Source organism: Streptomyces flavochromogenes (assembly GCF_000717595.1).
GTDB classification, from domain to species: Bacteria; Actinomycetota; Actinomycetes; order Streptomycetales; family Streptomycetaceae; genus Streptomyces; species Streptomyces flavochromogenes.
In genome coordinates this window covers 147,918-165,725 of record NZ_JNZO01000005.1, presented here as the reverse complement: position 1 = coordinate 165,725, position 17,808 = coordinate 147,918, and the positions used below count along the sequence as shown (strand labels likewise).

The following is a 17,808-nucleotide window of genomic DNA, read 5'->3' as shown; positions in this document are numbered from 1 at the left end:
ACATTCCTCCGGGCGCGACCTGACATTCTGCCCTTCCGGGGCGCGGATCGGTGATCATTCGGGCGCTAGCGTGTGCCCGCTCCACCGTTCGGTGGACCAGGCGCACGGGGGCGCATGTGATCGAGATTTCGTTGACGACGTCCGAACACGGGAGCCACGCCGGATCCCTTCGGATCGCCGACAGCCGGCTGTGGGAGACGTTCGGCAGCATCGGGCTGCTGGCCGCCTACCGGGGGCTCGTGCCCTGGCCGTACACCAACTGGGGCCGGGCGGCGCGCCGTTCGCTGATGCGGGCCGACGTGACCCTGCCGGGGTGGCTCGTCCACCTCTTCCGGGCCGGCGGCGGCACCCTGCCGTCGTTCCTCCTGCCCGTCCCGTCCTCGGCCCGGCAACCGGACCTGGCGGACGAGATCGCCTCGCTCCGCGAGGTGTCCCCGGCCCGGGTGCGCGAGGAGCTGGAGCGGTGGTTCCCGCAGGGCGTCCCCGTCGAGGTGCGTCCGCTGTACGCGGATCCCGGGGGGCGGATCGCCGACCTGTGCGCCTTCCTCCCTCGCTATGTACGCGCCGCCCTCGCCCCGTACGAGGCGCCTCTGAAGACCGTCACGGACGACGACATCCTGCTCCGCGCCCGCGTGCTCGCCACCCAGGGCCCGGACCGCCTCCTCGGCACCCTGAACGGGGCCATCTCGCGGCGCGGGGACGTCCTGCGGCTGCACGCCGGGCCGCCGGGCAGGATCGCGGCGAAGACGGACGTCTCGCGCATCGTCCTGGTGCCCCTGGTGTTCGGCCGGGGGGCGTCGCTCCTGGGCTTCGCCCCGAACGGGGTGACGGCCGTGTCGTACCAGGCCGAAGGGGCCGCCGTCCTGGCCTGCGAGATCCGGCCGGGGCGGCGGGCGGGCGGACGGGCCGACGAGGGCACCGACGAACCCGCGCGCGGCGACCGGCTCGAGATCCTGCTCGGCCGCAGCCGGGCCGGAGTGGTCCGCGGCCTCGTCGCACCGACCACGACCTCGGACCTGGCGGCGACGCTCGGACTGGCGCCGAGCACCGTCTCCGAACACCTCACGTCCCTGGTGGCCGCGGGCGTGGTGCGCCGGCGCCGGGCGGGCGTACGGGTGCTGTACGAACTGGACTCCTCGGGTGTCGCTCTGCTCAGGCACCTGGACAACCGGCGTAGGGTCAACGCGCCGTCGTACGAAACCACTTGAAACATGCCGCAACAAGGAGGAACCCATGACCGCCGACGCCGTGACCGATGCCGCGACCGACGTGACGTCCGACAACGGGACGTACGAGAAGCTGCTCGCCCTGCTGGACGAGCGCGGAGCCGCCTACCGGGTGATCGAGCACGCCCCCGAGGGCGGCACCGAGGCGGTCAGCGCGCTGCGGGGGCACACGCTCGCCGAGGCGGCCAAGTGCATCATCGCCATGGTGAAGATCGGCAAGAAGGAGAAGCGCTTCGCGCTGGTCGTCGTCCCCGGTGACCGGCGGATCGACCTGAACGCGGTGAAGGCGCTGTACGGCGGCACGTACGTCTCCTTCGCCTCCCCGGAGATCGCGGAGGACCTCGCGGGCTCGCCGAGCGGCACGATCCTGCCGTTCGCCTTCGACGAGCGGCTCCAACTCCTCGTGGACCCCGACCTGTTGACGCACCAGGAGTTCTACTTCAACGCCGCGCGGCTCGACCGCTCGATCGCCCTGTCGTCGGAGGACTACAAGGCGATCGCGGAGCCGCGCGTGGAGCGGGTCTCGACGGACTGACCCGCCGGCACCGGCCTTCTCCCGTCGGGGACCGGGCGGGTCAGGCCATGGCGGGCGTCAGCGCCAGCAGCATGCCCAGACCGACCAGCACGGCCCCGATGACCTTGTTGAGCACGGTCTGCCGCTGCAGCAGCCGGGACCGCAGGGCCTGGTTGGAGAAGAGGACCGCCGCGAGGCCGAACCAGACCAGGTGGGCGAAGGACATGAAGAGGCCGTAGCCGACCTGCTGGAAGACGGGGGTGTCGGCGCTGACGACCTGGGTGTACGTGCTCAGCACGAACAGCATCGTCTTCGGGTTGAGCGCGTTCGTCAGAAAGCCGGTGCGCAGCGCCCCGGCCTTCGAAAGGCCGCCGTCCTCCGAAAGGTCGATGTCCACCTGGGCCTTGGTGACGAACGTCCTGTAGCCGATGTACACCAGATATGCGGCGCCGATGAGTTTCATCGCCGTGAAAAGCATCGGCGTCCTGGAGACCAGAAGTCCGACACCCAGCATGGTGTAAGTGACGTGGATGAGAACGCCGAGCGCAATTCCGACGGCCGCGAGAATACCGGCGGTCCTCCCGTACAGATAACTGTTGCGGACGGTCATCGCGAAATCCGCGCCGGGGCTGATGACAGCCAGAATGGTGATGACCGCCACGGCGATGAGCTGACCCATGTTCCCGACTTCCCGCCTTCTCGCTCACGTACTCACTCAAGGGGTGAGCGGGTGGGAGGGTCCGGGCCCGCGCGGACCCCGTCCCCTCCCACCCGCCCCTGACATCAGGGCTTGTGACGGTAGGTGATGACCAGCACGTCGCGCGACGCCGGGGCGGCGGGGTCGATCTGCTCGATCGGCGAGACGCCGTGGTAGACGCGCTCGTCGTTGACGAGGGCCACGTCGAGCGGGTCGGTCAGGGAGAACTTCTCGACCGGCTGCTTGTCCAGGTTGAAGACGGTGCTCTCGCCGCCGGTGGCGTTCGAGCGGCCGACCATCGCCATCAGGACGAACGTGACACCGTCGCGGTGCACCCCCTCCGGCGTGGGCAGGCCGACCTCTTCGCCGTTGACCTCGATGCGGAACTGGTGGGCCTCGATGTGCCAGCCCGAGTACGGCGCGAGGCGGCCGAATATGTCACATCCGAGAGTGATCAGGCTGTCCATGGTGCGGCCGCGCAGGATCTGCTCCTCGAACGGCTCGTAGTGCCGGGCCACGCCGCCGTTGAGGGTGTTGTAGTCGAGCCCCTGGTAGTGCGGCTGGTGCGCCTCGACGCGGTAGTCGGCGCTCGCGCGCGGCGCGCTCAGGGTGGCGTGCCGGCGGCGGCGGTAGCGGCCGCCGTCCGCCATGTAGCTGTCGAGCGGCATCCGCGACCAGCTGTCGCGGAACGGCTCCAGGTCGTCGACGGCGGTCTCGGAGCGCCGCAGGAGAAGCTGCTTCACCTTCTCGCCCGAGATCAGGTCGTAGCTCCGGGAGGAAAGGGCCTCTGCGATTTCCTCGACACCGGACTGATACGTGGACATGGTTTTCCCCCTGATGAATGCGTGGTCGGCGGCGAAGTAGATCGTGGTATTCGCGCCAGGGGTGTGTCAAAGTCTTTCGGCCCTGGCCGAATCGCCTGGCTGTGCTTTCTTCGCGCATAGGGGCGGGGGTAATTGATGAACGGGATGTTACGGGGGGCTGGCGCGGCCCGGAGCCGAGTGCTGAGATCGGGCGTATGGACCTCAGGGAACGCTTCGGCGGATACGCGGTACTGATCACGGGCGCGGCGCGCGGCATCGGCGCGGCGACGGCGCGACGGCTCGCGGCGGAAGGGGCGAGGGTCCTGGTCACCGATGTGGACGAGGCGGCGGCGCGGAAGACGGCGGCGGGGATCCCGGGCGCCGAGTACCGGCACTGCGACGTGGGCGACCAGTCGTCGGTGGACGAGGCGACGGCCTGCGCGGTGGAGACCTTCGGGCGCCTGGACGTCCTCGTCAACAACGCCCTCGGACCTGTGGCGCCCGACCGGGACCGCTTCGAGGACGAGCCGGACGCGGTGTTCACCGTCCAGCACGACGTCACCTTCATGGGCGCGGTCCGCTGCTCCCGGGCGGCGCTGCCGCACCTGGCGGCCGGCGGGCGCGGGGCGATCGTGAACATCGGCTCGGTCAACGCCGAGACGGACTTCGGCGGCCACGCCTACAGCGCGGCGAAGGCGGGCCTGGCGTCGCTGACCCGCACGCTCGCGGGCGACGCGGCGGGGCGCGGGGTGCGGGTGAACCAGATCAACCCGGGGACGATCGCGACGACGGCGTGGTCGGGCAGGGACCGCGAGCTGAAGGCCCTGGCCGAACGGGTCTACCCCCTGCCGCGGGTGGGCACCCCGGAGGACGTGGCTGCGGCGGTCGCCTTCCTGGCCTCGGCGGACGCGTCCTGGATCACGGGCACGGTCCTTCGCGTGGACGGCGGCCTCCTGGCGGTGAACACACACTTCGCGGAGGTGCTGGGGGAGTGAGGGGGAGCGGGACCGCCGGTACGGTGCCGCCATGACGGTCGACGCCTGGCTCCTGCGGCACTGGCCCGTGCCGTGATCCACGCGCTCGCGCCCGAGGCCACGCCGCCTCGGGCTACAGCCGCTCGGTCCTGACCGCGGCCACGAAGGACGCCCAGGCCCCCTCCCCGAAGGAGAGGCGGGGGCCGGCGGGGGCCGTCTTGCTGTCGCGGACGGGAACCGGGGCGCGGACGGGGGAGGTGTCGCCGACCTCCACGCATTGACCGTTCCCGCTGCTGTAGCTGCTGCTCCGCCACGTCGGCTCGGCCGGGTCGTGCTGCACTGCGAACACCCTCTCTCGGTTCTACTCTTCCGCAACCCTGGCCAGCAGCCCGGCGCTGTCGTCCGGCCCGAGGGCCACCGCCTGGAGGTGCTCGAACACCGACTTGTAGCGTCGGATCTCCGTCTCCGACTCGAGGAACAGGTCGCCGGCCGGTGTGTCCAGGTAGACCAGCTCGGGATCGTCCGCGTGGGGGAACTCCATGTGGACGAAGCTGCCCGTCATGCCGGCGTGCGCGCCCCTCTCGAAGGGGATCACCTGGAACGTGACGTGCGGCTCCGCCATCAGTTCGAGCAGGTGCCGTGCCTGGCCGCGCATGACCTCGCGGCCTCCGACCGCGCGCCGCAGGGCCGCCTCGTCCACGATCGCCCGGAGCCGCAGCGGGTGTTCCCCGGTGAGGACGGCCTGGCGCTCCATGCGCGCCTGGACGCGCTGTGCGACCTCCCTCCGGCTGGCCACCGGGAGGACGCCCCGGACGACCTCCGTGGCGTACTGCTCGGTCTGGGCGAGCCCGGGGACGAAGAGCGACTCGTAGTTGCGGACCGTCCGCGCCTCGGCCTCGAAGCCGATGTACGCGGTGTACTCCTCGGGCAGTTCCGCGTGGTACGGCCGCAACCAGCCCTGATCGTTCGCCCCGCTCTGCAGGGCCAGCAGGTCGGTGCGGTGCGACTCGTCGGCCCCGTAGGCGTCCAACAGGCCGACCAGTGTGCGTCTTTGGGGTCGTGCCCGGGACCTCTCGATCCGGTAGAGCGTCGCCTCGTTGATCCCGGTCCGCTGTGCGACCTCCTCGCGGGTGAGTCCCGCTTCGGCGCGAAGCCTCCTCAACTCCGAGGCGAGACGCCGGAGTCGGACGGTCGGCGGGTGGGGGCGCCTGGCCGGCATGATGCGGTCCCTTCTCTGCCCGGGCGGGTGTCCGCGCGTGTGCGCGGTCACCGCGCCGGTCCTCGACTCGCGGAACGCCAAGGGGGAGTTCGCAAGCCTTGCATTCTTCCGGCACGCGTGGGCATGCTGTGATGGCGATCACGTGCCGTATGTCGACCGTAACGGTGAGTTGATCTTGCTGGTCCGTGCGAGAAACAGCAAGACCCCCGCGACCGCGCGAACGGCCGGGGCGTGGCCACCGTTTCGAAGGAGCGTCGACGTGAGCAACCCTGGCGTCCGCCGTGCCGGCCGGGTCCGCCGGCTGTTACCGCCCCCGCCGGGGCGCCGCCCGGCCGTACGGACACCTCCGGCCCCGGCAGCCGCGGGCGGGTCGAGGTGAGCCCGGCGGGGGCGTACCACCGGACCGCTCGGCGGCCCCGGCTCTGGGCGTTACGGCCCGACCGGACGGGCAGCGGGACCGTCACCGAGGCCGAGTGCACCACCTGCCTCGACGGCTCCGGCGCGGCGGACGACGGACGGGGGCCCGCCGGCTGGTGCCTGTCCCACGCCCAGGCCACCGGCCACACCGGCTTCCGCCGCATCCGTACGGACTTCTTCCGCGCCTCCTGGGACGGCCCGGCCCCCGGCGCGGGTGTGGGCGTCGGCGTCGGTCGCTGACGCCCTCCGTGGACGCCCCGCCCGCCGCCCGCCCGCCGCCTCATCCCGCGTGCAGCATCAGTCCGATGCCCGCCACCATCAGGCCCGCCGCCGCGACCCTCGGGCCGCCGAAGCGTTCCTTGAAGAACAGGGCTCCGATGGCCGCGCCCACGATGATCGAGGACTCGCGCAGCGCAGCGACCGGGGCGAGCGGCGCCTTCGTCTGCGCCCAGAGCACCAGGCTGTACGCGGCCACCGACAGCACCGCGCCCAGCAGGCCCCGCCCCGCGTACGGACGGAGCTGGGGCAGCAGGGCCGCCCGGCGGGTCCAGAGGGCGTACGCCGGGATCGCCAGGCCCTCCAGGACCATCAGCCACGCGATGTAGCCCAGCGGCGTGTCCGAGGCGCGGACGCCGACGCCGTCCACCACCGTGTACAGGGCGATCGACAGGCCCGTCGCGCCCGCCGCGAGCAGCGCCGGCCAGTGGGGGCGCGCCCCCTTGCCCCGGATGCCCCACAGCGCGAGGCCCGTCAGGCCCGCGCACGCCACCGCGACGCCCAGCAGCTGCCAGCCGTCCGGTATCTCGTCCACGAAGACCGCCGCGAGCGCCGTCACGGCCAGCGGGGCCGTACCTCGCGCGATCGGGTACATCTGGCCGAAGTCGCCCAGCGTGAACGAGCGCATGAGCAGCACCATGTAGCCCACGTGCAGCAGCGCGGAGGCCACCAGGTACGGCCACGCCTCCGCCGCCGGCAACGGCACGAAGAAGGCCGTGACCAGGCCGATGAGGGCGCCCCCGCCGGATATCAGCGTGAACGAGAGCAGCTGGTCCTTGATGTGGTGCGCCAGCGCGTTCCAGCTCGCGTGCGTGACGGCTGCGACGAGGACGGCCAGGGTGACGAGCGGCGTCACGCCGAGGGCTCGCGGACGTCCACCAGGGTTCCGCCGGCGTGCGTCACCAGCGACTTGGGGTCGAGCGCGAACACCGTGTGCGGGTTGCCCGCCGCCGCCCACACCCGCGCGTGGTCGAGCAGGCCCCGGTCGGCGAGGACCCGGGTCCGGGTGCGGTGCCCGAACGGCGGGACGCCCCCGATCGCGTACCCGGTCGTCTCCCGGACCGCCTTCGCGTCCGCCCGGGTCACCTTCCCGGCGCCCAGCTCCACCCGTACCCGCTCGACGTCCACCCGCGAGGCGCCGTCCATCAGCACGAGGACCGGGACCCCGTCGGCCGCGAAGACGAGGGACTTCACGATCTCCGACACCTCGCAGCCGATGGCCTCGGCGGCCTGCTGCGCGGTGCGGGTCTCGTCCGGGAAGCGGCGGATCTCGACGTCGAGCCCCAGCTCCTGGAGTGCGGCGGCGAACCGGGGGTGGGCGGGGGATGTGGTGTCGTCAGCGGTCATGGCCCGCACGCTAGCGGTAGTTGTACGGGCCATGCGACCGGGTTCCGGGAGGCGGGCGGTCAGCCCGCCTTCAGCACCCGCGCCACCACCGGGCCCGCCGCGTCGCCGCCGTGCCCGCCCGACTGGACGACCGCCGCCGCCGCGAGGTCGCCCGAGTAACCGGTGAACCAGCTGTTGGAGACAGCGTGGCCGTCGATCTCGGCGGAGCCGGTCTTGGCGCCCTTGGGGCCGGGGACCCCCGCCATCGCCTCCGTCGCGGTGCCGTCCGACGCCGTCGCCGCCGCCTTCATCATCAGGCGCAGCCCCGAGGCGACCTCGGGGGAGAGCCGGTCGGCCTTGGCGAACTCCCGGTCGTCGAGGTCCCTCGCCACCAGGTACGGCTGGAGGAAGCCGCCGTTCTTCACGGTCGCGGAGAGCGAGGCGACGTTGAGGGCGCTCATCGTGATCTTGCCCTGGCCGATGTACGAGGCGGGCGTATCGCTCCCGGCCGACTCGGGGACGCTGCCGTCCGCCGCGGGGACGCCCACCTGCCAGACCTGGCCGATGCCGAAGGAGTCGCGGGCCGTGTCGCCGAGGGCGGTGTCCGCGATGTTCTTGTCGCTGAGTCGGGTGATCGCCTTGATGAAGGCGGTGTTGCAGGAGCGGCGGAACGCCTCGGTGAGGGTGCCGTCGGCGATGCTGAACCTGTCGAGGTTCTGGAAGCTCTGGCTCCTCGAAATGACGTCGGGAGGACACTCGACCTTGGTGCTGGGCGTCGCCAGACCGTTCTGCATCATCATCGCCGCCGTGACGATCTTCATCGTCGAGCCGGGGGCCTGGGCCCCCCGGAACGCGATGTTGTACTCGGTCGCCGGGCTGTTGGCGACCGCCCGTATCGCCCCCGTCGACGGCTCGATCGCCGCCACCGAGGCGTTCCCGTACGCCTTGACCGCCTTCTCCGCCGCCGCCTGCACACCCGCGTCGATGGTGGTCTTCAGGGTGCCCGCCTTCCCCTGCCGCAGGACGAGGAGAGGGGTGTCGGCGGCGGTCTCGCTGCCCGAGTCGATCCAGGTCTCGACGCCGGGGGAGCCTCCCACCTTGGAGCCGTACCGCGTGCGCAGCTCGTTCAGGAGCGGTCCGAGCGACGGGTACTTCTCCGCGGTCAGCTCGATGTCGTTGCGGTCGACGGCCTTGATGGCGGCGCTCTTCGCGGCGCCCGTGCGCAGAGTGCCGCCCGCGGTGAGCTTGGGGTGGAGCACGGCCGGCTGCCACTTCACCAGCGCCCGGCCGGTGGTCTGCCCGCGCACCACGGTCAGTTGGGAGGCGTACGACAGGTCCTTGGCGACGCCCTCGTACGAGATCGTCGCCTTCACGGTGAACGGCACCGTCGCCCCGACCGCCGCCCCCGGCGTGATCACCGCCTTCGAGACCTTCGCGCCGTCCCGGTAGGCCGCCACGGCGGGCCCGGCCGTCACCGGGTCGTTCGTCAGCTGCCCGGCCTTCTCCGGTTCCCCTGCGGCCCAGGCGGCGAGGAAGTCCCGCGCGACGGCGGTGACCTCCTCGTCCGTGACCGGCCCCGTCCGTGGCGCGGCGGCCGCGTTGGACTGCGGCGACTTCTCGCCACCCATCACGCCGTTCCAGAGGTTGTAGCCCCCGTATCCGACCCCGCCCGCCACGACGGCGAACACACCCCCGACTATCGCGACCTTGGCTCCACTGCGCATGGCTGCGCTCCCCTCCCCGTGTGAACCCACGAGTCAAGCAGCGCCCCATGCGTGTGTCGAGCAACTTCGGGCCATTCCGTCACACAGGGAGCCAGGACCTCAGCGCTGGGGAACCGCGACGTACGCCTCCATGGGCGTGGCGGTCGGCGTGTACCGGGACGCGGCGGGCGCGGTCGGGAACAGATCCCGGTGGATCACCTTGGCCACGGCCTGGATGGTGGTCACCCCGTAGTTCATGGTGCTGTTGCCGTCGGTGAGCACGGAGATGGTGTAGTCGTGGCCGCCGCCCTGGAACGTGCCGATGCTGTGCACGCGCCAGCCGCGCGTGGCGCGCTGCAGCCAGCCGTTCTTGACGTGCTTGGACACGGAGGAGGGCGCACCGGCGGGGGTCCCCCACCTCTGGGCGGTGACGACCTGCCCCATGAGCTTGAGGATGTAGGCGCGGGAGTTGTCACTCAGGACGGTGTTCCTGGCGGTGATCAGTGAGAGCAGGCGCTGCTCGTCGGTGACGTTGATCCGGGTGAGCCCCCAGTACCCGCCGGACCCCGGCACCGTCCGCGTCATGCCGGCGGCCGCCAGGAAGCCCTTCACCTTGGTGACGCCGAGCTGGTTCCACAGGGCGGTGGTGGCCGCGTTGTCGGACTTGGTGATCATGGCGGTGGCGAGGCCGGCCTCGCGTGAGGTCAGGTATCGATTGGTCTTCTTGGCGTCCCAGAGGAGCGTGGCGAGGACGGTCACCTTCACGACGCTGGCCGAGTCGTACGCGGTCGTCGCGCGCAGGGTGCAGGTGGTGTTCGTGGTGCGGTCGCGCAGGCCGACGGCAACAGTACCCGCGCGCGAGGCGAGGGCGGCGGTGATGTCCCTCTGGAGCTTGACGGCGAGCCCGGCCTTGCCGGACGTGCAGCTGACCTGCGGCGCCGTGGCGGCGGCAGCGGGTGCCGCGCCCGCGACGACGGGCACGAGCACTCCGGCGGCGACCACGACCGGAAGCACGCGGGCACGCAGGGATATGCGGTGAGTCATGTGGGTCCCCCTGAAAGCGAAACGAACACGCATACGGCGCACTCGCCCTACACGACTCCTGAGCGGGCGGATGGTTGTACGAATCCGGCGACACCGGGGCGGGGCGCCCTGCGGCGGGGTCCGCCGGCGCCCACCGCCGGCCACCGACAACAACCAAGAGGGCGCGACCACCGGTCGCGCCCTCTTGCCGTGATTCTCCCGCTACACCCAGGTGTCGAGCCACATCCGGTTCCGCCATTGGTCCAGCGGAATGGGAGTGCCGGTGTAGATGGGCCAGAAATAGATGAAATTCCAGACGATGAGAAGAACGATGCAGCCCGCCGCCACCGCGCCGAACGTGCGGCGCCTCTCCGAGGAACCCGCGGGGCCGACGATCGCGCCCAGCATCATCGCCACCGCCAGACACAGGAACGGAACGAAGACCACCGCGTAGAAAAGGAAGATGGTGCGTTCCTGGTAGAGGAACCAGGGGACCCAGCCGGCCGCGATGCCGCAGGCGATCGCGCCCGCCCGCCAGTCGCGGCGGAAGGCCCAGCGCCACAGGATGTACAGGATCGCGAAGCAGGCGGCCCACCACAGCAGCGGGGTGCCGAGGGCCAGGACCTCCGCCGCGCACTTCTCCTTCGCGGAGGCCGGGCAGCCGCCGGTGCCGGGCGCGGGCGACTCGTAGAAGTAGGAGACCGGACGGCCGAGGACGATCCACGACCACGGGTTCGACTCGTACGTGTGGGGCGAGGTGAGGCCCACGTGGAAGCTGTAGACCTCGGACTCGTAGTGCCAGAGGCTGCGCAGCCACTGCGGCAGCCAGCCCCAGGTCCCGCCGCCGTCCAGCTTGTCCTGGTCGGCGGCCCAGCTCCGGAAGTAGCCCTTGTCGCTGACGATCCAGCCGGTCCACGTCACCAGGTACGTGGCGATCGCGACCGGCACGACCGACACGAACGCCGGGACCAGGTCCTTCTTGATCACCGCGAGGTACGGGCGGACCGCGCCGGCCGTCCGGCGCCCGCCGACGTCCCACAGCACCGTCATCAGGCCGAAGCCCACCATGACGTACAGGCCGTTCCACTTGGTCGCCGCCGCGAGGCCCAGCATCACACCGGCCGCGATGCGCCATGGCCGCCACCCCAGGCGCAGCGTCTCCGCGATCTCCGCGTCCGGCCGCAGCACGCCCTCCTCGTCCTCCGGGAGCGCGCCCGCGAGCCGTTTCCGGGTCCGGTCGCGGTCCAGGACCAGACAGCCGAAGGCCGCCAGGACGAAGAACATCAGCACCTGGTCGAGGAGAGCCGTACGGCTCATCACGAAGTGCAGTCCGTCGACGGCGAGCAGCAGACCCGCCAGACAGCCCAGGAACGTGGAGCGGAAGAGACGCCGGCCGATCCGGCACAGCATCAGGACCGACAGCGTGCCGAGCAGCGCCACCATGAAGCGCCAGCCGAACGGCTCGAAGCCGATCAGCTTCTCGCCGACGCCGATGACCCACTTGCCCATCGGAGGATGGACGACATAGCCGGGGTCGGTCGGCACGAGGACCGCGCCGGGGTCGCTGAGGACCGTCTTGTCGATGTCCTTCGGCCACGCCCCCTCGTACCCCTGGTTGATCAGAGCCCAGGAGTCCTTGGCGTAGTACGTCTCGTCGAATATCACCGCGTTCGGCTTGCCCAGGTTCCAGAACCTCAGCAGCCCCGCGACCGCCGTGACCAGGAGCGGACCGCCCCACGCCATCAGCCGCCACAGCCGCTCGGACCGGTCGGGGCCGATGCCGAGCAGCGACATCAGACGCTTGGACGGGCGGACGTACGGGGGGACGAGCCGCTCCCGCAGCCCGATGGGGGCGGCGCTTCCGGCGGGCGGCGCATAGCCGAAACGCCGAAGCCGCTTTTGCCACGAAGAGGGCTCTGCCACGGGCTCTGCCATGGGGTGCTGGCCCTCCAGGGCCTCGGGTGCGGTACTGGTCACCGCGCCATCGTAGGGAACGCGCCTGTGCGCGTCGCCTCTCCGGGCTGGGAGGATGGGACGTGTGACAGGAACGCTGGTACTCGCAGGGACCCCCATCGGTGACATCGCGGACGCTCCGCCCCGACTCGCCACCGAACTGGAGAACGCGGACATCGTGGCCGCCGAGGACACCCGGAGGCTGCGCGGACTGACCCGTGCCCTGGGCATCCACACGACGGGCCGTGTCGTCTCCTACTTCGAGGGCAACGAGTCCGCCCGTACGCCGGAGCTGGTCGAGGCCCTCGTCGGCGGCGCGCGTGTGCTGCTCGTCACCGACGCGGGCATGCCGTCCGTGTCGGACCCCGGCTACCGGCTCGTCGCCGCCGCCGTCGAGCAGGACATCAAGGTGACGGCCGTCCCCGGCCCGTCCGCCGTGCTCACCGCGCTCGCCCTCTCGGGCCTGCCCGTGGACCGCTTCTGCTTCGAGGGCTTCCTGCCCAGGAAGGCCGGCGAGCGCCTCGGCCGCCTCCGCGAGGTCGCCGACGAGCGCCGCACCCTCGTCTACTTCGAGGCCCCGCACCGGCTCGACGACACCCTCGCCGCGATGGCCGAGGTCTTCGGCGCCGAGCGCCGAGCCGCCGTCTGCCGCGAGCTGACCAAGACGTACGAGGAGGTCAAGCGCGGCCCGCTGGCCGAGCTCGCGGCCTGGGCGGCCGAGGGCGTGCGGGGCGAGATCACCGTCGTCGTCGAGGGCGCCCCCGAGACGGGACCGGCCGAACTCGACGCCGAGGAGCTGGTGCGCAGGGTGCGGGTGCGCGAGGAGGCGGGCGAGCGGCGCAAGGAGGCGATCGCCGCGGTCGCCGCCGACGCGGGGCTTCCCAAGCGCGAGGTGTTCGATGCCGTCGTGGCGGCAAAGAATGCGGCTGGACCGGGCCCCGGAAACGGTAAAGGACTAATCTGAAAGGCAAAGCCGAACCCGGCGCGGGAACCCGTCTCAGGGCTCTTGGCAAGGGAAGTGCCAAATGCCTTCCATGGTTCGACCCGTGCTGATGCGCTCCGGCCCGAAAAGGCGTCCACTGGATCAGTGGAGAGGAGCTGGAATGACCGAGATCACCGGCACCGGCATATCCGTCGCCCATGAGGCGTACGCCTTTGCCTGCATGCGCTGTGGGTACGGCTGGGAGCAGGCGTACGACATCGAGCACCACGTCGACGCCGCCGGCCACGAATTCGTCGTCTACAAGGCGGAGGGAGAGCGGGTTCCGTCCCCGCTGTCCAGCCCCACCTGCATGAACTGCGGCGGTCACGTCGTCCGGATCATGCGCGCGGGGCAGGTGTCGTCGGTGCTCGACCTGATCGCCGCGACGGAGAAGCACCAGCAGGGGGCGCGGGCCACCAAGCCCGTCTCGATGGCCGGTCCCATCGGTCAGGAGCTGACCGAGGACGCCCCCGAGCAGCCGCCGGTGCCGCACCACTGGCACCTGTCCGACCTGCTGCACCCCTTCAGGCGCCGCCAGTAGCCCGGGAGCGGCCCGGGCCCGGGGGCCGGCGGCCCGCCCCGGGCCCGGCATATCGGCGCGCGCCGGCACTCATGACTTTCGTACGATCGGGGTCATGAGTGCCAAGGACGCCCCGCCGCCGCTGCCCGAACCCCTCCTCGTGGAGGTCGCGGACTCGCACACCCACCTGGACCTCCAGTCGGGGACCGTCGAGGAGGCTCTGGTCAAGGCCGCCGCCGTCGGGGTGACCACGGTCGTCCAGGTCGGCTGCGACGTGAAGGGCTCCCAGTGGGCCGCGGAGACCGCCGCCGCCCACGAGCACGTGCACGCGGCCGTCGCCCTGCACCCCAACGAAGCGCCCCGGATCGTCCTGGGGGACCCCGACGGATGGTCCCGGCAGGGGGCCCGCGCAGGCGGCGGCGACTCCGCCCTCGACGACGCGCTCTCCGAGATCGACCGGCTCGCCGCCCTCCCCTACGTGCGCGGCGTCGGCGAGACCGGCCTCGACTTCTTCCGTACGGGACCCGAGGGCATCGCCGCGCAGGAGCGTTCCTTCCGCGCCCACATCGAGATCGCCAAGCGGCACGGCAAGGCGCTCGTCATCCACGACCGCGAGGCCCACGCCGACGTGCTGCGCGTCCTGGACGAGGAGGGCGCCCCCGAGCGGACCGTCTTCCACTGCTACTCCGGCGACGCCGCCATGGCCGAGATCTGCGCCGCCAAGGGCTACTACATGTCCTTCGCCGGCAACGTCACCTTCAAGAACGCCCAGCACCTGCGCGACGCTCTCGCCGTCGCCCCGCTGGAACTCGTCCTCGTCGAGACCGACGCCCCCTTCCTCACCCCCGCGCCCTACCGCGGCCGCCCGAACGCCCCGTACCTGATCCCCGTCACCCTCCGGGCGATGGCGGAGGTGCGCGGCATCGGCGAGAACGAGATGGCCGAGGCGATCGCCGTGAACACGGCCCGCGCCTTCGATTACTGATCCATAACGGTTACGTGTCGTAGCCGGATCGACGCACCGCGTGAGGAGTGCCCGGGTAGGGTCCCGGCCTCGTGAGCACTTCCCAGGGCAGTCACCGCGCCGGACGGCGGGGCGCGCCCCTGTCCGTGCACGACCAGCCGACCCAGGCCGCGCCGCTCGTCGTCCCCGCCCCGGGTGCCGCGCCGGGCCTCGTCCCCGGGCAGGGCTCCCGGGCCGGGTCCCGGCGCGCCGCCCGCCGCCGCAAGGCCTCGGGAGCCACCGGGGACGGGCTGCGGCGGCTCGTCCCGCAGGCACTCGTCGTGGCCTTCCTCGCCGGCGGCACCAGCGCGTTCGTCGCCGACGACAAGGCCGTCCGGCTCTCCGTCGACGGCGTCCCGCGTACCCTCCACACCTTCGCCGACGACGTCGAGGAACTGCTCGCCGACGAGGGCCTGGCCGTCGGCGCCCACGACATCGTCGCGCCCGCCCCCGCCGAGGCCCTGGCCAGCGGCGACGAGATCGTCGTCCGGTACGGACGCCCCGTCGCCCTCACCCTCGACGGGCAGCGCCGCCAGGTCTGGACGACCGCCCGGACCGTCGAGGGCGCGCTGCGCCAGCTCGGGGTCCGCGCGGAGGGCGCGTTTCTCTCGGTCTCCCGAGGCGCCGCCATCTCCCGCGACGGACTCGCCCTCGACGTACGGACCGAGCGGACGGTGACCTTCCTCGCCGACGGGCGCGAGCGGACCGTCCGGACGAACGCCGCCACCGTCCGCGAGGCCCTCGCCGAGGCCGGGATCACCCTCTCCGCGCAGGACGCCACCTCCGTCGTCCCCGAGTCCTTCCCGCGCGACGGCCAGACGGTCACCGTGCTGCGGATCACCGGCTCGAAGGTGACGCGCGAGGAGGCCGTGCCGTACGCCGTCGAGAGGGCCCGCGACCCCGAGCTCTTCGTCGGCACCGAGGTCGTCGACCGGCAGGGCGCGGCGGGCGTCCGCCGTGTCACGTACAGCCTGCGGACGGTCAACGGCGTCAAGCAGCGGCCCCGCCGGATCGGCGAGGAGATCGTCCGCGAACCCGTCAGCCGGCGGGTCCGGATCGGCACCAGGCCCATGCCGACCTCCGTCGCGGGCGCCGACGGCCTCGACTGGGGAGCGCTCGCCGCCTGCGAGTCCGGCGGCCGCCCGAACGCCGTCGACCCCTCGGGGACGTACGGCGGGCTCTACCAGTTCGACCCCGGCACCTGGCGCTCCCTCGGCGGCAGCGGAGTCGCTCAGAACGCGCCCGCCGCCGAGCAGACGTTCCGTGCGAAGAAGCTGTACGTGCAGCGGGGGGCGAGTCCGTGGCCCCACTGCGGACGGCGGCTGCACGGGTGAGACGGGGTGAGTTGTAGGGTGCCCCACGGGTGCCCCGTAGGCTGTACCGGTGAGCACCACCACCGGCCCCGAAAGCCCCGACGCCCTCCTCGGCCCCGCCGACATCCGTGAACTGGCGGCCGCCCTCGGCGTACGCCCCACGAAGCAGAAGGGCCAGAACTTCGTCATCGACGCCAACACCGTCCGGCGGATCGTCCGCACGGCCGGGGTGCGGCCCGACGACGTGGTCGTGGAGGTGGGTCCCGGACTCGGCTCCCTCACCCTGGCCCTCCTGGAGGCCGCGGACCGCGTGACGGCCGTCGAGATCGACGATGTGCTCGCCGCCGCGCTGCCCGCCACGATCGCCGCCCGCATGCCCGCCCGCGCCGACCGCTTCGCACTCGTGCACTCCGACGCGATGCAGGTCCAGGAGCTGCCGGGCCCGGCGCCGACCGCGCTCGTCGCGAACCTGCCGTACAACGTCGCCGTGCCCGTCCTGCTCCACATGCTGGAGCGGTTCCCGAGCATCGAGCGGACGCTCGTCATGGTCCAGGCCGAGGTCGCCGACCGGCTCGCCGCCAAGCCGGGCAACAAGGTGTACGGCGTGCCGTCGGTCAAGGCCAACTGGTACGCGGAGGTCAAGCGTGCCGGGTCCATCGGCCGCAACGTCTTCTGGCCCGCACCGAACGTCGACTCCGGCCTCGTCTCCCTCGTCCGCCGCACCGAACCGCTCGCGACCACCGCCACCCGGCAGGAGGTCTTCGCGGTCGTCGACGCGGCCTTCGCCCAGCGCCGCAAGACTCTGCGCGCCGCCCTCGCGACGTGGGCCGGCTCGCCCGCGGCGGCGGAGGAGGCCCTGGTGAAGGCCGGGATCTCGCCGCAGGCGCGCGGCGAGGCGCTGACGGTGGAGGAGTTCGCCCGGATCGCGGAGGCGAAGGCATGACCGCCGCGGAGAGCGTCACCGTCCGGGTCCACGCCAAGGTCAACGTCCAGCTCGCGGTGGGCGCGGCCCGCCCCGACGGCTTCCACGACCTGGCCAGCGTCTTCCTCGCGGTCTCCCTCCACGACGAGGTCACCGCGACCCCGTCCGACGGGCTGACCGTCACCTGCGAGGGACGGGACGCCGACAAGGTGCCGCTGGACCGCACCAACCTGGCCGCGCGCGCCGCCGAGCTGCTCGCCGCCCGGCACGGCATCGCCCCGGGCGTGCACCTGCACATCGCCAAGGACATCCCGGTCGCCGGCGGCATGGCCGGCGGCAGCGCGGACGGCGCGGGCGCCCTGCTCGCCTGCGACGCGCTGTGGGGCCTGGACTCCTCCCGCGAGGAACTCCTGGAGATCTGCGCCGAGCTCGGCAGCGACGTGCCGTTCAGCCTGATCGGCGGAGCGGCACTCGGCACCGGGCGCGGCGAGAACCTGACGGAGCTGCCGGTCGGCGGCGGCTTCCACTGGGTGTTCGCCGTCGCCGACGGCGGTCTTTCGACCCCGGTGGTGTTCGGCGAGTTCGACCGGCTCACCGAGGGCGTCGAGGTCCCCGAGCCGGCCGCCTCCAAGGTCCTCCTGGACGCCCTGCGCACCGGCGACACGACCGCGCTCGCGGCCGCCCTCGCCAACGACCTCCAGGCGGCGGCGCTCTCCCTGCGCCCGTCGCTCGCGGAGACGCTGACGGCGGGCACGGAGGCGGGCGCGCTGGCGGCCCTGGTCTCGGGCTCGGGCCCGACGACCGCCTTCCTCGTGAAGGACGCGGAGTCCGCGGAGACGGTCGCCGCCGCCCTGATCGCCTCGGGCACCTGCCGCACGGCGCGGGTGGCGACGTCGCCGGCGCCGGGCGCCACCGTTCTCTAGAACGTGTCGGAACG

The 17,808-nt window shown here is 72.2% G+C and carries 19 protein-coding genes; 10 read left to right on the top strand and 9 right to left on the bottom strand.

Annotation, left to right across the window (positions count from 1 at the left end; all coding sequences use genetic code 11):
- Positions 1–131 precede the first annotated feature (131 nt).
- Positions 132–1,208: an ArsR family transcriptional regulator gene (locus IF00_RS0107130; protein WP_030315436.1), complete on the top strand. Its 1,077-nt coding sequence runs from the start codon at positions 132–134 to the stop codon at positions 1,206–1,208.
- A 25-nt stretch (positions 1,209–1,233) separates the two neighbouring features.
- Positions 1,234–1,761, top strand: coding sequence for a YbaK/EbsC family protein (locus IF00_RS0107125; protein WP_051819941.1), 528 nt, complete (start codon positions 1,234–1,236; stop codon positions 1,759–1,761).
- Between the two features lie 40 nt (positions 1,762–1,801).
- On the opposite strand, the gene IF00_RS0107120 is transcribed toward IF00_RS0107125, so the two are convergent.
- On the bottom strand, positions 1,802–2,419 hold the full coding sequence (locus IF00_RS0107120) for a LysE family translocator (RefSeq protein ID WP_030315434.1): 618 nt from the start codon (positions 2,417–2,419) through the stop codon (positions 1,802–1,804).
- 104 nt (positions 2,420–2,523) lie between these two features.
- Positions 2,524–3,261 carry a 2OG-Fe dioxygenase family protein gene (locus IF00_RS0107115; protein ID WP_030315432.1) on the bottom strand — a complete coding sequence of 246 codons (738 nt, stop codon included), beginning with the start codon at positions 3,259–3,261 and terminating at the stop codon, positions 2,524–2,526.
- Between the two features lie 194 nt (positions 3,262–3,455).
- Here IF00_RS0107115 and IF00_RS0107110 point away from each other — a divergent pair, with 194 nt between their 5' ends.
- A complete protein-coding gene (locus IF00_RS0107110; RefSeq protein ID WP_030315430.1) occupies positions 3,456–4,235 on the top strand; it encodes an SDR family NAD(P)-dependent oxidoreductase in 780 nt (259 codons plus the stop codon).
- A gap of 112 nt (positions 4,236–4,347) precedes the next feature.
- Here the strand turns inward: IF00_RS0107110 and IF00_RS0107105 are convergent, their stop codons facing one another.
- Together IF00_RS0107105 and IF00_RS0107100 are read right to left on the bottom strand one after the other, a co-directional pair.
- Positions 4,348–4,554: a DUF397 domain-containing protein gene (locus tag IF00_RS0107105; RefSeq protein ID WP_106975775.1), complete on the bottom strand. Its 207-nt coding sequence runs from the start codon at positions 4,552–4,554 to the stop codon at positions 4,348–4,350.
- Positions 4,555–4,575: 21 nt separating this feature from the next.
- Positions 4,576–5,433 carry a helix-turn-helix domain-containing protein gene (locus tag IF00_RS0107100; RefSeq protein ID WP_030315426.1) on the bottom strand — a complete coding sequence of 286 codons (858 nt, stop codon included), beginning with the start codon at positions 5,431–5,433 and terminating at the stop codon, positions 4,576–4,578.
- A 375-nt stretch (positions 5,434–5,808) separates the two neighbouring features.
- On the opposite strand from IF00_RS0107100, the gene IF00_RS0107095 reads away from it, so the two are divergent.
- Complete coding sequence (locus tag IF00_RS0107095) at positions 5,809–6,090, top strand: DUF7848 domain-containing protein (RefSeq protein WP_030315423.1); 282 nt, start codon at positions 5,809–5,811, stop codon at positions 6,088–6,090.
- A gap of 40 nt (positions 6,091–6,130) precedes the next feature.
- On the opposite strand, the gene IF00_RS0107090 is transcribed toward IF00_RS0107095, so the two are convergent.
- The 5 genes from IF00_RS0107090 to IF00_RS0107070 all read right to left on the bottom strand — a co-directional run bounded on the left by IF00_RS0107090 (position 6,131) and on the right by IF00_RS0107070 (position 12,155).
- On the bottom strand, positions 6,131–6,982 hold the full coding sequence (locus IF00_RS0107090) for a DMT family transporter (RefSeq protein ID WP_030315422.1): 852 nt from the start codon (positions 6,980–6,982) through the stop codon (positions 6,131–6,133).
- The gene (locus tag IF00_RS0107085) at positions 6,979–7,473 is read right to left on the bottom strand and encodes a YbaK/EbsC family protein (RefSeq protein ID WP_030315421.1); all 495 of its coding nucleotides are present in this window, start codon (positions 7,471–7,473) and stop codon (positions 6,979–6,981) included. Before IF00_RS0107085 ends, IF00_RS0107090 begins: the two co-directional genes overlap by 4 nt.
- Positions 7,474–7,532: 59 nt before the next feature.
- Positions 7,533–9,176 carry a penicillin-binding transpeptidase domain-containing protein gene (locus IF00_RS0107080; protein ID WP_030315420.1) on the bottom strand — a complete coding sequence of 548 codons (1,644 nt, stop codon included), beginning with the start codon at positions 9,174–9,176 and terminating at the stop codon, positions 7,533–7,535.
- A 99-nt stretch (positions 9,177–9,275) separates the two neighbouring features.
- Complete coding sequence (locus tag IF00_RS0107075; RefSeq protein ID WP_030315419.1) at positions 9,276–10,199, bottom strand: serine hydrolase; 924 nt, start codon at positions 10,197–10,199, stop codon at positions 9,276–9,278.
- A 201-nt stretch (positions 10,200–10,400) separates the two neighbouring features.
- A complete protein-coding gene (locus IF00_RS0107070; RefSeq protein ID WP_030315418.1) occupies positions 10,401–12,155 on the bottom strand; it encodes a dolichyl-phosphate-mannose--protein mannosyltransferase in 1,755 nt (584 codons plus the stop codon).
- A gap of 52 nt (positions 12,156–12,207) precedes the next feature.
- Here IF00_RS0107070 and rsmI point away from each other — a divergent pair, with 52 nt between their 5' ends.
- The 6 genes from rsmI to IF00_RS0107040 all read left to right on the top strand — a co-directional run bounded on the left by rsmI (position 12,208) and on the right by IF00_RS0107040 (position 17,794).
- Positions 12,208–13,095, top strand: coding sequence for a 16S rRNA (cytidine(1402)-2'-O)-methyltransferase (gene rsmI, locus IF00_RS0107065; protein WP_030315417.1), 888 nt, complete (start codon positions 12,208–12,210; stop codon positions 13,093–13,095).
- A 139-nt stretch (positions 13,096–13,234) separates the two neighbouring features.
- On the top strand, positions 13,235–13,654 hold the full coding sequence (locus IF00_RS0107060; RefSeq protein WP_030315415.1) for a hypothetical protein: 420 nt from the start codon (positions 13,235–13,237) through the stop codon (positions 13,652–13,654).
- Between the two features lie 94 nt (positions 13,655–13,748).
- The gene (locus IF00_RS0107055) at positions 13,749–14,618 is read left to right on the top strand and encodes a TatD family hydrolase (protein WP_030315414.1); all 870 of its coding nucleotides are present in this window, start codon (positions 13,749–13,751) and stop codon (positions 14,616–14,618) included.
- A 71-nt stretch (positions 14,619–14,689) separates the two neighbouring features.
- A complete protein-coding gene (locus IF00_RS0107050; protein WP_030315411.1) occupies positions 14,690–15,970 on the top strand; it encodes a resuscitation-promoting factor in 1,281 nt (426 codons plus the stop codon).
- 49 nt (positions 15,971–16,019) lie between these two features.
- Positions 16,020–16,892 carry a 16S rRNA (adenine(1518)-N(6)/adenine(1519)-N(6))-dimethyltransferase RsmA gene (rsmA, locus tag IF00_RS0107045; RefSeq protein ID WP_030315409.1) on the top strand — a complete coding sequence of 291 codons (873 nt, stop codon included), beginning with the start codon at positions 16,020–16,022 and terminating at the stop codon, positions 16,890–16,892.
- On the top strand, positions 16,889–17,794 hold the full coding sequence (locus IF00_RS0107040; RefSeq protein ID WP_030315407.1) for a 4-(cytidine 5'-diphospho)-2-C-methyl-D-erythritol kinase: 906 nt from the start codon (positions 16,889–16,891) through the stop codon (positions 17,792–17,794). Before rsmA ends, IF00_RS0107040 begins: the two co-directional genes overlap by 4 nt.
- Positions 17,795–17,808 lie beyond the last annotated feature (14 nt).

What these genes read in the sequence shown, in the direction of transcription:
- IF00_RS0107080 (WP_030315420.1), bottom strand. Translation starts at nt 9,176, where the DNA reads ATGCGCAGTGGAGCCAAGGTCGCGATAGTCGGGGGTGTGTTCGCCGTC.
- IF00_RS0107120 (WP_030315434.1), bottom strand. Translation starts at nt 2,419, where the DNA reads ATGGGTCAGCTCATCGCCGTGGCGGTCATCACCATTCTGGCTGTCATC.
- IF00_RS0107110 (WP_030315430.1), top strand. Translation starts at nt 3,456, where the DNA reads ATGGACCTCAGGGAACGCTTCGGCGGATACGCGGTACTGATCACGGGC.
- IF00_RS0107115 (WP_030315432.1), bottom strand. Translation starts at nt 3,261, where the DNA reads ATGTCCACGTATCAGTCCGGTGTCGAGGAAATCGCAGAGGCCCTTTCC.
- IF00_RS0107075 (WP_030315419.1), bottom strand. Translation starts at nt 10,199, where the DNA reads ATGACTCACCGCATATCCCTGCGTGCCCGCGTGCTTCCGGTCGTGGTC.
- IF00_RS0107125 (WP_051819941.1), top strand. Translation starts at nt 1,234, where the DNA reads ATGACCGCCGACGCCGTGACCGATGCCGCGACCGACGTGACGTCCGAC.
- IF00_RS0107040 (WP_030315407.1), top strand. Translation starts at nt 16,889, where the DNA reads ATGACCGCCGCGGAGAGCGTCACCGTCCGGGTCCACGCCAAGGTCAAC.
- IF00_RS0107100 (WP_030315426.1), bottom strand. Translation starts at nt 5,433, where the DNA reads ATGCCGGCCAGGCGCCCCCACCCGCCGACCGTCCGACTCCGGCGTCTC.
- rsmI (WP_030315417.1), top strand. Translation starts at nt 12,208, where the DNA reads ATGGGACGTGTGACAGGAACGCTGGTACTCGCAGGGACCCCCATCGGT.
- IF00_RS0107085 (WP_030315421.1), bottom strand. Translation starts at nt 7,473, where the DNA reads ATGACCGCTGACGACACCACATCCCCCGCCCACCCCCGGTTCGCCGCC.
- IF00_RS0107060 (WP_030315415.1), top strand. Translation starts at nt 13,235, where the DNA reads ATGACCGAGATCACCGGCACCGGCATATCCGTCGCCCATGAGGCGTAC.
- IF00_RS0107055 (WP_030315414.1), top strand. Translation starts at nt 13,749, where the DNA reads ATGAGTGCCAAGGACGCCCCGCCGCCGCTGCCCGAACCCCTCCTCGTG.